The 13,959-nt window shown below is 49.4% G+C and carries 14 protein-coding genes; 6 read left to right on the forward strand and 8 right to left on the reverse strand.

The window, feature by feature from the left end:
* Positions 1–186: hypothetical protein (locus tag ACUVJL_RS27455; protein WP_445248740.1), on the forward strand; the 186-nt coding region annotated here is incomplete at its 5' end.
* A 37-nt stretch (positions 187–223) separates the two neighbouring features.
* Here ACUVJL_RS27455 and murI read toward each other — a convergent pair.
* The 4 genes from murI to ACUVJL_RS27475 form a co-directional block, all read right to left on the reverse strand.
* Positions 224–1,063, reverse strand: a complete 840-nt coding sequence (gene murI, locus ACUVJL_RS27460; protein WP_445248741.1) for a glutamate racemase — start codon at positions 1,061–1,063, stop codon at positions 224–226.
* 130 nt (positions 1,064–1,193) lie between these two features.
* Positions 1,194–2,987 carry an N-acetylmuramoyl-L-alanine amidase gene (locus ACUVJL_RS27465; protein ID WP_445248742.1) on the reverse strand — a complete coding sequence of 598 codons (1,794 nt, stop codon included), beginning with the start codon at positions 2,985–2,987 and terminating at the stop codon, positions 1,194–1,196.
* A gap of 569 nt (positions 2,988–3,556) precedes the next feature.
* Positions 3,557–3,922 carry a hypothetical protein gene (locus ACUVJL_RS27470; RefSeq protein WP_445248743.1) on the reverse strand — a complete coding sequence of 122 codons (366 nt, stop codon included), beginning with the start codon at positions 3,920–3,922 and terminating at the stop codon, positions 3,557–3,559.
* A gap of 468 nt (positions 3,923–4,390) precedes the next feature.
* Positions 4,391–5,413 carry an alpha/beta fold hydrolase gene (locus tag ACUVJL_RS27475; protein ID WP_445248744.1) on the reverse strand — a complete coding sequence of 341 codons (1,023 nt, stop codon included), beginning with the start codon at positions 5,411–5,413 and terminating at the stop codon, positions 4,391–4,393.
* A 418-nt stretch (positions 5,414–5,831) separates the two neighbouring features.
* Here ACUVJL_RS27475 and infC point away from each other — a divergent pair, with 418 nt between their 5' ends.
* The 3 genes from infC to ACUVJL_RS27490 all read left to right on the forward strand — a co-directional run bounded on the left by infC (position 5,832) and on the right by ACUVJL_RS27490 (position 10,327).
* A complete protein-coding gene (infC, locus tag ACUVJL_RS27480) occupies positions 5,832–6,368 on the forward strand; it encodes a translation initiation factor IF-3 (RefSeq protein ID WP_006635262.1) in 537 nt (178 codons plus the stop codon).
* 273 nt (positions 6,369–6,641) lie between these two features.
* Entirely contained in the window at positions 6,642–9,683 is a 3,042-nt protein-coding gene (locus ACUVJL_RS27485; RefSeq protein WP_445248745.1) for a HEAT repeat domain-containing protein, read from the forward strand.
* Between the two features lie 167 nt (positions 9,684–9,850).
* On the forward strand, positions 9,851–10,327 hold the full coding sequence (locus tag ACUVJL_RS27490) for a Crp/Fnr family transcriptional regulator (protein ID WP_445248746.1): 477 nt from the start codon (positions 9,851–9,853) through the stop codon (positions 10,325–10,327).
* Positions 10,328–10,619: 292 nt separating this feature from the next.
* On the opposite strand, the gene ACUVJL_RS27495 is transcribed toward ACUVJL_RS27490, so the two are convergent.
* On the reverse strand, positions 10,620–10,964 hold the full coding sequence (locus tag ACUVJL_RS27495) for a DUF4870 domain-containing protein (RefSeq protein WP_445248747.1): 345 nt from the start codon (positions 10,962–10,964) through the stop codon (positions 10,620–10,622).
* A 102-nt stretch (positions 10,965–11,066) separates the two neighbouring features.
* Between ACUVJL_RS27495 and prfC the strand changes: the two genes are divergently transcribed.
* Positions 11,067–12,695 carry a peptide chain release factor 3 gene (prfC, locus tag ACUVJL_RS27500; protein WP_445248748.1) on the forward strand — a complete coding sequence of 543 codons (1,629 nt, stop codon included), beginning with the start codon at positions 11,067–11,069 and terminating at the stop codon, positions 12,693–12,695.
* Positions 12,696–12,783: 88 nt separating this feature from the next.
* Here prfC and ACUVJL_RS27505 read toward each other — a convergent pair whose 3' ends face one another.
* From ACUVJL_RS27505 to ACUVJL_RS27515, 3 genes are all read right to left on the reverse strand, one after another.
* Positions 12,784–13,110 carry a type II toxin-antitoxin system RelE family toxin gene (locus tag ACUVJL_RS27505; protein WP_445248749.1) on the reverse strand — a complete coding sequence of 109 codons (327 nt, stop codon included), beginning with the start codon at positions 13,108–13,110 and terminating at the stop codon, positions 12,784–12,786.
* On the reverse strand, positions 13,107–13,370 hold the full coding sequence (locus ACUVJL_RS27510) for a type II toxin-antitoxin system Phd/YefM family antitoxin (RefSeq protein WP_445248750.1): 264 nt from the start codon (positions 13,368–13,370) through the stop codon (positions 13,107–13,109). Before ACUVJL_RS27510 ends, ACUVJL_RS27505 begins: the two co-directional genes overlap by 4 nt.
* A 147-nt stretch (positions 13,371–13,517) precedes the next feature.
* Positions 13,518–13,673 (reverse strand): hypothetical protein, encoded by a 156-nt coding sequence (locus ACUVJL_RS27515; RefSeq protein ID WP_445248751.1) that lies wholly within the window; start codon positions 13,671–13,673, stop codon positions 13,518–13,520.
* 88 nt (positions 13,674–13,761) lie between these two features.
* Between ACUVJL_RS27515 and ACUVJL_RS27520 the strand changes: the two genes are divergently transcribed.
* Positions 13,762–13,959 (forward strand): hypothetical protein (locus tag ACUVJL_RS27520; RefSeq protein WP_445248752.1); only part of this gene is annotated, 198 nt, incomplete at its 3' end.

Consider the following 13,959-nt stretch of genomic DNA (forward strand, 5'->3'; position numbering starts at 1 on the left):
TTCACAAAGCCTGTCACAAGCACATACATACAGGCAAACGCTCTGAGGTTTTGGAGGCTTGAGCCGGATGATGGGAAACTGTCAAGTCCGGTTCTTAGGGGAGGAGGACGCGGCGACGTGTTCCTCCTTACCCGACAAAAACTCAACCCCCCAAATCCCGGTAGCGCCTGGGGTTTTGGGGGGTAAGAGTTGTTCGATTTTTCAAGCCCGAAAATTTTCCGGCTTATTCGCCAGATTGCAGGGATACGGGCGATCGTACAACTGTCGGCAGGGATATTTTCTCAACAGCAGGAGTACAACCGAGCCACTGCACCGACAAGTCCGCAAACTGCTGCTCCTGGCCGCTCACGCAAAAACGAGTCGGCAGCGCAGTACCAGCATTCCGCAGCCCCAAAAGCTCCAACTCTCTGGCTGCTGCTGCCACCACTCGCACCGCAGGATCGATCAATGTCACGCCAGCGGGCAAAAGCGAGCGCAGCACAGGAGCCAACAACGGATAATGAGTGCAGCCGTAAATCAGCGTATCGATGCGCTGCTGAATCAAAGGAGCCAAATATTCCCGAGCCACCTCACAAGTGTAAGGGTCGTAAATCCGGTTTTGCTCGACCAGCGGCACAAAAGCCGGACAGCTAACCTGCCACACCAGGCAAGAATCGTCCATTTCCAAAATCGCATTTCGATAAGCATTGCTAGCAGCCGTAGCAGGAGTTGCGATGACCCCGATCCGCTTGCCTTGCTGCACCGCAGCCTGCGCCCCCGGCAGAATTACTCCCAACACCGGAATATCAAACTCAGCCTGCACCATCTCCATCGCCAAAGCAGAACTGGTGTTGCAGGCCATAATCACCATTTTCACATCCTGTTCCACCAGCCAGACCATAATTTCGCGCACAAACTGCACAATTTCCGACGGCGCGCGAGTGCCGTAAGGCAGCCTCGCCGTATCTCCAAAATAAAGTATCGATTCGTTGGGCAATTGTCGGTACAACTGGGTCAAAACAGTCAAACCGCCCACGCCGCTGTCAAAAATACCGATTCTTTTTTGTCCAGAGTCTGTTGTCATTTGTTAATTGTCAATAGTCAGTTGTCAATAGTCAGCAGGCATCAGTCATTAGTCATCAGTCATCAGTCATTAGTTTGACGGGAAAATTACCAATTACCAATTACCAATTACCAATCCCTTCGGCAATATATTATCTTTGTTGAAGATAAACTAAAATGCCGCGAGCGATCGAAGCCGCCATTTGACTGCGGTAAGCTGGGTCAGAAAGCCTAGCAGCATCCTCAGCACCCGTGACAAAACCCACCTCCAGCAAAACAGAAGGCATAGAAGTCTTCCTCAAAACATAAAATCTCGCCTGCCGCACCCGGCGGTCAGTCGCCCCCGTCCCCTGCAAAATACTGGCGTGAATCACCCGCGCCAAATCTTCGCCGTTATTGAAATAATAAGTCTCAATCCCGCTAATATCCGGCCGACTCATATTAATTGCATTAGCGTGAATGCTGACAAATAAACTAGAATTCACGCGTTCTGCCAAAGAAACTCTGGGTTCCAGGTCGATTTCCCTGTCGTCAGTCCGAGTCATCACCACCTGCACCCCCTGCTGTTCCAGCAGCTTCGCCACCTGCAACGAGATATCCAAAACAATTTCCTTCTCCTGAATGCCCTGAATCCCGACTGCCCCCGGATCGCGGCCGCCGTGGCCCGGATCGATCGTTACCACAGCGCGGCGGTTAGAAACCGGGGGCAAATCGCCGGTACCGACAGTGTTGCTCGGCAAAGGCTGCAGGCTCCTGGGAGTGCGACTCAAAGGCGGCTGCGCGCTAGCATTGGATAGCAACTGCAAAGACAGCAACTGCGGGCTCGGCCTCGTCACCCTGCCTACCTGTACCCCCGATCGCGGCTGTACCCAAATCACCACAGTCTCCGCGTCTTCTTGGCTGGCAGTAAACGAGACAGGACTGTTGGCATCGAGCTGAGGAATTTGCCCCGCCAGGGAACTAGAGGCGATTCTGATCCAGTAAGCTCTCGACCCCTGGTCCCACCCGCTGCTATAGGAGACTTGGCGGTCAGTTCTCACCAACAGTTGCGTGCCGTTACTGCTTAAATCAATTGACTGAACTTTTGCTAAATTTCCTTGAGCTTGTCTCTGAGGAACAGCTACAGGTTGGGGGCGGCCGCTTGCTGGCTGCCGGGCGCCCTGGGGCAAGAGCATAACCCCGCCCAAATTGCTTACAGACGCCCGCCACTGAGTATTAGAACTCTTCATCCGCAAAGTCACGCGGGTAACGGGCGGGTCTGTTGGCAGTTGCCGGACTTCAATCTTGTCAACCCCGTGCTTGCCGTTGGTTTGAGGCTGTTGGCTGGAGAGGCCGGGCGCTAAAGTAGCTCCTTCAATATCGAGGGTAGCGATGTCCCCGGCCCGACTTTGTTCAAAATTAATTTGGGGGCGGCCGCCCTGGGTGCGGACTAAAAAACCGTCCGCCGTCACCTGAACGTTCTGAACTACAGTCGCCCCGGCCGACTGGGCGATGGGTGCTGAAGGTTCAACCGATAACCTTTCTCCCCCTGGCTCTGAAATCGGATTTTGATTTCCTGCCCGCACCGGCGTTGGCAAATCCACTGTCCACTCGCTGGGAGAAATCCCCCGGAATTTTACTTGCTGGGGGTCTAGAGTAAACCCGTCTCTGATCTCGACCACAATTCTGGTCGTATCGGCGTCAAACTGCCCTACCCGCACCGATTCGATCGCCCCTGAGAGCGGTTTGCTGACCGAGGGACGGCCCAGACTCGTCCCCGGCAAGTCAATCACCAACCGCGTCGGGTTGAAAATCAGTTGAGCCTTGGGTTGTACTCCCCCGTCTGTTGTAATGTAGAGCCGGTTCTCTGAAGCATCAAACCGCCAAGATTGCAGTCTAGCTGCTTCGGCGGTTCCGGCGAGCAAAAATACACTTAAGAAACTCGGTAGTAGCCAGTGGAATTTCACGACAGTTTTTTCCTCGTTTGCGTTACTGCCAAAAGCTGGGAGGGCGCTGCTTGCTCGGAAGGCTTTCAGCAGTTAGCCGCCAGCAGACCGGGGGCACGGCGGCCGTCAGTTGTTGGCTAATTTGACTTTTTTATGCGTTAACAGGCTCCGAAATGCCAGAATCAGGCATTTTTGAACTTTCCCGTATACTTGGGGGCGATCGGTTATAAGGTGACTCAAAGATTGCTGGTACAAGGGAAGGTATTTATTTTTAGGAACTAGAAACAAGGCGTCTCTTGAAGCTAGAAGGTACAAGTTAGAACGTAGAATTTTATGGAGCTTCAGGGGAGGGGTTTCATAGCTCTTTAATATTGGCGAAGCTCGTTACGGCAAGGGTTATAATCCGCTTTACATTTGCGTTTTATTCTAACTTTTCATAAACCACCCCAACAACTTAACAACCTACCTTGGGAACAATCCGGATTTCCAAGATTGATGCGACTTTTGAAGGCAGTCAAAGTTAGTCCGACACCAACTAGCATATTCTTTTGGAAAAGCCTTGTTGCTGAGACTTTGACAGTTAAGTACAACTACATAGCGCCCCTTCTCTCTTTTTTTTCTTGACTTTTTATAGTCAGGGATTTTCCGTGCTGCTTGAAACTTCGTTGGGCGCGATCGACGGATCCCGCCAAGGTGACACTATGATAGCTAGTCCATGCTGTCTGCAGTAACCGGAGAGTGTTGTGTGTTAATTTGGCGGGCAATGCTTTGTCATTAACACTCTTTTTGAGTGCACGTTCGGCAGCCAGAGCATTGGTTGGTTGACGGGAGAAAAAGTTTTGACAGTAGATATAGTTCTGGCAGTTGTCAAGTTTTTTGGACAGCAAAAACAATCGATCGGCTTCTGGATAAAACCTGTCATTTGGTTTGATGATCTGCCTTTCCACTAACTGCATGACTTATATATATACTACCAGTTAGAGAAGATACACTATCTTGGCGATTGTGTCAATCTCTGAATTTCTGAAAAAAGCGACCATAAAAAAAGTAGATAAATCACCTGACAGAAAGACGGAAACTTGCTTTGTGTGAGGATTCGCCTTTAGCCAAAAAGTTGTTGAGGTTAGTTCTATCCTCAACTCGCTGTCCGTCGTGTCAATCTCAAATCTCAAATCTCAAATCGACTGACTCGACGCTGTGAGGGAAGTTTTGTAATATAGCAACGGCACCTGACGGTGAGGAGGTTCTTAATTGCTGAAACATAAACGGTCCCTTGCAACGGAGGTCTTCCTTCTTCTTTCTTGCTTCAAAATCTGCTATACCATACCACCGAGTGCGATCGAGTTCTAACCACTTTATTTTTGAGCGGGATAGATACCCGCAAGTTATTTTTGTCCATTAGGAACGTACCGCCCCGTATCTAATCAACAGCGCTGCAATTGGCTCTCGCCCATAGGTGCAAAATTCCGGCTCATCCAGTTCAAAATTGCTTGATTTACTTGTTCGGGGCATTCATCCTGGGGACAGTGGCCGGCATTGTCTAATTCAACTAGCTCTACATAATTGGGATTGCATTCGACAAATTGGTGGGGTCGGGCGAACCTAGGGGGAATCATCCGGTCTTGTTTGCCCCAAATTAACAGCATCGGGATTCTTAAATTTCGCAGCACAGTCTTGACACTGGGGCTAAATTGTGAGCTGCCTACAGCTTTAAATAAAGCGCAGAAGGCGCGGGCGGCTCCCCGATCGCCTGCTGGTCCTGCTAGAATTTCCACTAATTCGTCGGTAACAGCTTCGGGGTTGGCGTAGGCAAAGGAAACCCAGCGGCGGACAAAGTCCGGCTTGCGGGCAAAATAAAACAGAGGTCTGAGTATCATCGGGGAAACAAACAAACTTTCGACAGCTTCGATCGCCGGGAGCAGCCATCCGGGCACCGCCTCGGCTCGCACAGAAGGGTCTGGGAGGCTAATCATCACTGTGCCTGCCACCATATCCGGGTGAGTCGCGGCGACGGCCAGACAAATCAGCGAGCCGATCGAGTTTCCTGCCAATATTACTGGCTCTCTGATAAAAGTCAGCCAAAAATCATAAACTTGATCAACCCACAAAGACACAGAGTAGTTGACCGGAGCTTTTTGGGAAGCGCCAAACCCCAATAAATCCAAGGCGTAAACCGTTTGGTTTTCGGCGAGTTGGGCGAGATTTTGTCGCCAGTGACCGATCGAAGCTCCAAAGCCGTGCAGTAAAATAATCGGCGTTCCCGATGCACGCGGGGCAATTCCGGCGGCCGCAGAATCTTCAGATTCGAGCGCGCCTGGATTTCGCCCCAAAGTCGGCCGCAAAAAACTGTAGCGAGTTTGCCAACCCCGCCACACCCAGTCTCGTTGAGTTCCCACCCGTTGGTGCCACAGCAGAGAATTTGTCAATTTTGCCTCAGCTCGCAACATAAATTTACACTTGCTTATACCTATTCTACAAGGCTTTTCCGGCGACTTGGGGGACTTGCCAGACCGGGCGAGATCGGGAACCTAAAAGCCGTTTTACCTCATCCTTAACCTTTGACGCTGAATTTTTGACGGTTTTGTCATAAATCGGACAAGTGGGCGGGCGATCGTGTGTGAAGTTACAATAAAACTAGGCAGAAACTCAGCCAGACTGAGTAGAATAGCAAGTATTGTAAGAATTCATTTACGATCGTCCAAATATTCCCCAACGCGATCGCGGAGGGCACACAGGGCGCGGTAGTACGTCCGGTAAGGGTAATACCTTACAACACAGTTCGATCGTCAATCGTGAAATATTGGCCGCGAGAACCTGTAACTATCAAGAAGCTTCGCTATTAAACTACTGCTTGTAAAACCATTCATGCCTGTGATTGAAAGAAGACAAAATCGCAACCTACCCCAGATCAACGAAAACATTCGATACCCCAAAATCCGGGTGATCGATACCGACGGCGCGCAACTAGGGATATTGACGCCCGCAGAAGCGCTGCGCCTGGCAGAGGAAAAAGAACTCGATCTCGTACTTGTCAGCGACAAAGCTGACCCGCCCGTATGCCGGGTCATGGACTATGGGAAGTACAAATTCGAGCAGGAAAAGAAAGCGCGAGAAGCCAAGCGGAAGCAGCACACTGCCGACGTGAAGGAAGTGAAGATGCGCTACAAAATTGAAGAACACGACTACCAAGTGCGCCTCAAACTAGCAGACCGCTTTATCAAATCTGGGGACAAAGTAAAAGCCACGATCATGTTCAGAGGTCGGGAAATCCAACACAGTAACCTAGCAGAGGACTTGCTTAAGCGCATGGCCACAGATTTGCAGGAAATAGCAGAAGTGCAGCAAGCCCCGAAAAAAGAAGGACGCAGTATGATGATGCTGCTGTCGCCCAAGAAAGTATAAATAGATACTCATTAGTCATCAGTCATCAGTCAATAGTAATAGACTGGTGACGGTAGACTAATGACCAGGCCCAAAAACGGATAGAAGTTTCCGACTCCTGTCGTGGAGGGCAAAAAATTTTAGACCCTAGTTCGATCTCCCAGATTAGTCTGTGGAGTAAATCTAAAATCTAAAATCTAAAATCTAAAATAGACCGACTGGCGATCGCTCCCCTGGATGCCGGAACTCGGTGACACGCTACCACACATCGGGATATCAACGCACTCTTAAGCAATGGAAAATTTTCAAATCAGCGCTTGGGCGGGAGCCGGACAAAAAGTGCTGCGCTCGCTCAACCTGCGATCGGAAGAAGTAGAGCGAACCGTACTGATGTTCCTCGTCTACACTCTAACCTCCGTCGGGCTGATCTGGCTGGAACTGAGCACGGTAGGTCTGTTCCTAGACGAGTACGGTGCCGACAAAATGCCTTTTATCTACATAGCCAGCGCCTTTATCGGTTCAGGCTTGGGATTTGTCTACTCGTGGCTGCAAAAAATCCTGCCGCTGAGGCGCACCGTCGTAGTTGTTCTGGGAATGATGTCGGTACCGCTATTTTTGTTTCGATTCGGCATCGGCTACGAAAATACTAAGATAGCTGGCATCAGCATTGCTTTTATTACTATTTTTTTGATGTGGCTGTGGGTGGAAGCTTGCTATGTCCTGAACGACCTCAACACTTCCATCACTTCCAACCAACTGTTTAATATTAGAGAAATCAAGCGCACCTATCCGCTAGTCAGCAGCGGCTATCTAGTCGCTGGAGTAGTCAGCGGATTTTCTCTGCCTGTTTTGCTGCACGTAGTCGGACTCAAAAACGTTACCCTCATATCGGGGTTGATGGTGGCGATAGGCTCGGTGTTGCTGTACTATCTCACGGAAAAATACAGCCAAGCATTCCCGGAAACGGCTCACTGGACGGATGACGACGAAGACGACCAAGAAGAATTTACCGCCCGCAAAGTTACAGGTCCGCTCCAAAAATACGCCGTACCTCTAGTCAGTTTCTTCATCCTCGCAGAAGTCGTCTACGTTCTGGTAGATTTCCAATTCTACAGCCAGCTAGAATACCAAAACCCGGGGGACGGAGCTAGCTGGATCGCTAGCTTCCTGGGCATTTACGAAGGCATACAAGGCCTGTTTCAAGTGGCGACTCAGTGGTTCGCTTCGAGCCGGTTGGTGGAAAGAATCGGTGTATTCGTGACGGCGATGATTTTGCCGGCGGGCATCGCGATACTGGGGGTGCTGACCATAGGAGCATCCCTGGGCCAGCTAGTATCTGTGTTCATCGGGCTGATATTGCTGAGATTCTTAGACGAACTGCTGCACTACACGCTGTTGGAAACCGTTAGCCCGGTTTTATTTCAACCGATTCCCGACAATATTCGATCGGGCATTCAAACTCTGGTCAACGGTGTGGGCGAACCTTTGTCCTGCGGAGCTACAGGAGTCGGCATCCTGATTATGCTGTGGGTGACAGGCAAGATACTCCCCCAGCAAAACGAAAAGGCATTTCACGACCAGCAAAGCTTGATATTTATTGGCGCGATCGTACTTTTGGCGCTGCTGTGGGTGTTTGTGGTCTGGCTGATCCGCTCTCAATACGTGGGGCTGTTGGTCAAAAGTGCGGAACGGGGGCGCTTGGGCGTCACAGACGTTGACCTCAAAGCTCTCAAGCGCGCAGTGGTGGAAACTCTAGAACAGCCGGGGGGCGAAGAGGAAAAGCGCTCTTGCATCGAACTCCTGACGCAAATTGACCCCAAAAATGTCGGTGATGTTCTGGCTCCCCTCCTCGATTCGCTGTCCCCTGTTTTGCAGCGCCAGAGCTTGGAAACAATGCTGCAACACCCTAACCCCGAATATTTACAAGCTGTCCGCACACTTTCGCAGCAATCCTTGCCGCCGGAGGTGCTGGCCTTGGCTTTGCGCTACATCTGGCTGACGGAAGCTGAACCGAATATCGAAAGCTTGCGGCCTTACTTGCAGCCGAGCGTCGATCCGGTGGTGCGGGGTACGGCGGCTGCTTTAATTTTGAGAAGGGGCGATCGCCAGCAAAAGGCAGAGGCTACTAACACGCTGCGGCAAATGCTGACCCACAAGCAAGAGCGGGAACGTGTTATGGGGACGCGGGCTCTGGGAGAGGCTGATTATTTGCAAGGACTGCGGCTGTACATCCCCAATCTGTTGCAAGATGAATCTCTGCGAGTGCGCTGCGCTCTGTTAGACGTGATTTCGTCTACTCATTCGGAAGAATATTATCCTTCGCTGCTGCGCGGACTCGGTTACAAATCGACTAGGGACGCGGCTTTGCAGGCTATAGTCAAACTTCACAATGACGCCATTCCTTTGCTCGTGTATTTGGCTGAGGATATCCACAAGTCGGATTTGGTCAGGTTGCAAGCTTGGACGGCTCTGGGTCAAATTGGGACTGTGGAGGCGATCGACATTTTGGTCAGCAATTTGATGACGGCTTGGGGAACTACCAGGCGCAATATCCTGCGTATACTCTTGAAAATGCCCTCAGAAGCGGGGATAGAAGGGGTTCTAGACCGCATCGGCCGCAGCGGCTTGGAAACTCTCATCGAACAGGAGTTAATGTTTATCGGTCAAATTTATGCAGCTCTGGTAGATTTGTCTGGTGTAACAAGCTACGGCAATTTCTCGGATCGGGAAGCCAACAGCACCCGGGAACCTGGGAACGATACGGCTCAATTGTTGCAGCGGGCTCTGGCGGGGTTGGAAGCTGATGCTAAGGAGCGGTGTTTTTTGCTGATGAAGTTTCTTTATCCGCTGGATACAGTACAAGCGGCTGCTTTTAACCTCGCTTCTGCCCAACCTTCTTTGGTTGCTAGGGGGTTGGAAATTCTCGACAATACTGTGGATATAGCTAGCAAGCGATCGCTGATCAATTTGTTGGATCAGCACTCGGAAAGAGAAAAATTGAGCAACCTCTCGGAATTGATGGTTTACAAACCTCTAGCCCCTAGCGATCGCTTGCGTCGCTTGCTAGAATTGCGCCACTTCCTTTCGGATTGGGCTTTGGCGTGCTGCTTTCACTTGGCGAGGGAAGCGCGCTGGAGCCTTACGGCTCAACAAACTCTTGTCTGTCTGCAACACCCGACGGGTTTTGTCCGCGAAGCAGTGTTAGCCTATTTGAAAATAGCCTCCCCCCGGGCTTTGGTCGAATTGTTGCCGAGGCTGCAAAATGACCCCGATAATTTGGTATCAGCTCAAGTTGAAGAGATGATGGCCGAGTTGGGTGCTGGGGGAAAAAGGTAAAGAAGGAAGAAGGAAGTTCGGCAAGGGATTCTGTAACGGATGTAACGGATGTAACGGATGTCGGGAAGAGGAAATAAAAAGAAACTATGCCCAATGCCCAATGCCCAATGCCCAATGCCCAATTCCTCTTCCTTTGTTTAAATTTAAATTAATCACTGCATTGCATTATGTTAACCAGCGTCGAACGCCTATTGTTTGTCAGGGAGGTTCCGATTTTTAAGGAACTGCGGGATGATTTTCTCGTGCGTCTAGCATCGGTAATGGATGAACTTTCGTTTCCTTCTAAGCACAGGATTTTTACGGAAGGACAAGAAGGTCGATCGCTCTATATTTTGGTATCGGGAACGGTGCGGGTGCATATAGGCGATCGCGATTTGGCACAGTTGAAAGCGGGGGCTTGTTTCGGGGAAATGTCGCTGTTTGATGCTGAACCTCGATCGGCTTCTATTTCTACTATCGAACAATCCGAGTGTTTGATGTTGACTCAAATGCAGCTCTACGATGCGATTGATGAAACGCCGGGAATTGCTGTTAATATTATTCGCTTGCTGTCGCGCCGGATTCGCGAGTTGAATCAAAAGTTGAATGCTAAAGATGCGCTTATGCCGCCGACAGAGACTGCTAGAGTTGCTGAGATGCGATGAAGGTTGGGAATTGGTAATTGTGTTTTAGTCGATCGGCAATTGAGCACAATTTATCTTCTGTAGGGTGGCAATTGGACACCCTACAATAGACTTGCATTGCATAAATCTTTGATAGATCGACCGCAGATGAAAAGCAGATAAACACAGATGGACGCAGATCCTTTTCAAGATAGTTTATGACTTTTGCAGTCTTGTTTAAGAACTTTTTAGTGAGTTATCAGACAATTAAAAACCCGGTTTCTTCTTGAAGAAATCGGGTTGTTGAAATCGATGGTGAAGCGCGATTTGCTGTCTAAACTATTCGGAAAATAAAAGGGTAGCGGTAAGGTAGGTTAGGATTTTGCAAAACGTGGAGGATAGCCATTATTGTCAGTCCCCAGTGTAGCAGATAACCTAGTGGCACTAAAATAAAGCCAGCCAGACCGAAAGTGACGACAGTTAAAGCCACAATTACGGCGCTGTAAACCCATACATTAAGGTGAAAATTGATGGCTTCTGTGGCGTTTTCTTTGACAACGGGGTCATCTGATACTAACAATACAGCGATCGGCGCTCCGATCGAGAACAGTAACGTGCTGAAAAAAATCGCCCCGTGGCACACCAGTGATAGCAGCTTGCGTTTGTCAGAGTCGTACATATTATTTTTCTTCCTTGACTTTAGTGATAATTTTACCTTTAATAGCAACTGTAGCACAGGCTATAATGGCGATCGGGTGATGATTCCCCTACCTAATTTGTGATGACAACAGAACTCGAAACTGAACTGCTAACTGCTGTTGAGCGCCGGCGCAACTTTGCTATTATCTCGCACCCCGACGCGGGTAAAACTACTTTGACAGAGAAGCTGCTGCTGTACGGAGGTGCAATTCACGAAGCAGGTTCTGTGAAAGCGCGGCGGGCTCAGCGACACGCTACCTCTGACTGGATGGCGATGGAACAGCAGCGGGGAATTTCTATTACTTCTACTGTTTTGCAGTTTGAGTATCAAAATTATCACATTAATCTGCTCGATACTCCGGGACACCAAGATTTTAGCGAAGATACTTATCGCACTCTGGCGGCGGCTGACAATGCGGTGATGCTTGAGGATGCTGCTAAGGGTTTGGAACCGCAAACTCGCAAGTTATTTGAAGTTTGTAAGCTGCGAAGTTTGCCTATTTTTACTTTCTTTAATAAGCTCGATCGCCCTAGCAGAGAACCTTTGGATTTGTTGGACGAAATTGAGAAGGAATTGGGGTTGCAGACTTATCCGGTAAATTGGCCGATAGGTACGGGCGATCGCTTTAAAGGTGTTTTCGATCGCAGAAAGCGCAAAATTCACTTATTCGAGCGGACTAAACACGGTTCTCGCGCTGCTGTTGATACTGTCGTCGAATTGGGCGATCCGCGGATTGAAGATTTGTTGGAACAAGACCTTTACTATCAGCTCAAGGAAGAGTTAGAACTGCTGGATGAGTTGGGAACTGAACTCGATTTAGACTTGGTTCGGGCTGGCAAAATGACGCCTGTTTTCTTTGGCAGCGCTATGAGCAATTTTGGGGTAGAACTGTTTTTAGAGGCGTTTTTAGATTACGCTATGAAGCCGATCGCCCGCAAGAGCAGCGCCGGAGATTTGCCCCCAACTTATGAAGATTTTACGGGGTTTGTGTTTAAATTGCAAGCGAATATGGACCCGAGACATCGCGATCGGGTGGCGTTTATTCGGGTTTGTACGGGCAAGTTTGAAAAGGACATGAACGTGACTCACGCTCGCAGTGGTAAAACGGTGCGTTTGTCAAGGCCTCAAAAGTTATTTGCTCAGGATCGGGAGTCGATCGAGGTTGCTTATCCGGGCGATGTGATCGGTTTGAACAATCCGGGGGTATTTGCGATCGGCGATACTATTTACACTGGGCAAAAACTGGAATATGAAGGGATTCCCTGTTTTTCTCCGGAACTTTTTGCTTTTTTGAGAAATCCCAATCCTTCTAAGTTTAAGCAGTTCCGCAAGGGCGTTTCGGAGTTGCAGGAAGAAGGCGCTGTGCAAATTATGTACTCGGTTGATGAGTCGAAACGCGAGCCAATTTTGGCGGCTGTCGGACAGTTGCAATTTGAGGTGGTACAGTTCAGAATGCAGTCGGAATATAATGTGGAAACGACGATCGATATGTTGCCTTACAGTGTAGCTCGTTGGGTTGACGGCGGTTGGGATGCGCTGGAAAAAGTTGGACGGCTGTTTAATACGGTGACGGTGAAAGATACTTGGGGAAGGCCTGTTTTGCTGTTTAGAAATGACTGGAATTGCCGACAGGTGGAAGGGGAACACCCTGTGTTGAAGTTAAATGCGATCGCCCCTGTGGTTTCTGGTTTGGCTGTTAGCGAGGAGTGAGATTACCGCAGGCAAAGGACACAACAGTGTTGTGTCCATACAAATGATATTTATTCGGCTTAAATACGCCGGATATAAGAAGTTACAATCACGGCTCTAACAGTTTTTCTAAGATGGTGTAAATGTCTTTTTTGTCACCATCTTTACGTCTCCCTAATCCCACGACAACAACTAGAACTCGATCTTGTTCGACTTGATAAACTATACGATAGCGCTGTCCAACAGCTCGGATGCTGCGAAATCCTGATAGGTTATCTACAAGGGCTTTGCCTTGCTTTTGTGGTTCAACTTTTAGTTTATCAATGCGATCGCGCAATTTTTCCTGTTCTCGTCGATCTTTGACTGCCTCCAACATTTCCAGTGCCAATGGGGTAAGCTGGATCTCATATTCGATCGCATTTTCTTCGTGATTCATAGTCCCAATTTTGCTTTGGCATTTTCCCAGGAAATAGTTTCGCCTTGGCGTGCTTGGGTGATGCTTTGGCGCAATTTGGTAACGAATTCTGTATCGGTAAGAATATCTAAGGTTTCTAACAGTTCAGTCAAATGCGTGTAGCTCATTGCAGCCATAACGGGAACGCCATCTTGAGTGATGATGATAGGCTCATTGAGAAGTTCTTGGGGTAGGTTTGGAAGCTGCTGCTGTGCTTGGGCAATGGTGAGTCGTTTGGACATGGTTGTACTAAAGCAACATTACTTTTAATTTAGCATTTCGGCCCAACTAACTGGTTTCGGGCCGCTGACGCTGGTAACGAGTAAATCCAAAATCTAAGATCCAAAATCTAAAATCTAAAATCGGTTGACGGCTGGCCCCCTATGCGGCTACGCTTGGAAGTGAGAGGTTGCTTGCTTGTAGAGGAGGCAGCCCGCGTCGCCCAAAAATCTAGTTGCACTGCCCAAAGCTGTTGGTCGCAGCAATGGACAGCTAACCGCCAAACTGGAACTAGCAGTCTGGAGGCTAACAGAGTATCTTAACATCCTCTGTAGCCGCCCTGCTATGTGTTGAATAGCGGGGCGGCTGGGTTTTTGGGTTTTTCTAGAAAACCCAAAACCAGGAGAACATATTATGTCACAGGAATTTGTGCCTGACGACAACAAATCCGTTAGCGAAGCCCTCGAAGAGGATCGGCCAAATGACGACTCCGCAGCAGTATGCGAACAGGAAGTGGTGCTGTTAACGGTTGTCGGTTCGCCCAAGGGTGTCCGGGAAACCATACTCACTTTGTACCGGCTGGGATTTGCAGAAGTGGGCGATTGGAGTCCC

The sequence above is a fragment of the Microcoleus sp. OTE_8_concoct_300 genome (assembly GCF_031383065.1).
Classification (GTDB): Bacteria; Cyanobacteriota; Cyanobacteriia; order Cyanobacteriales; family Microcoleaceae; genus Microcoleus.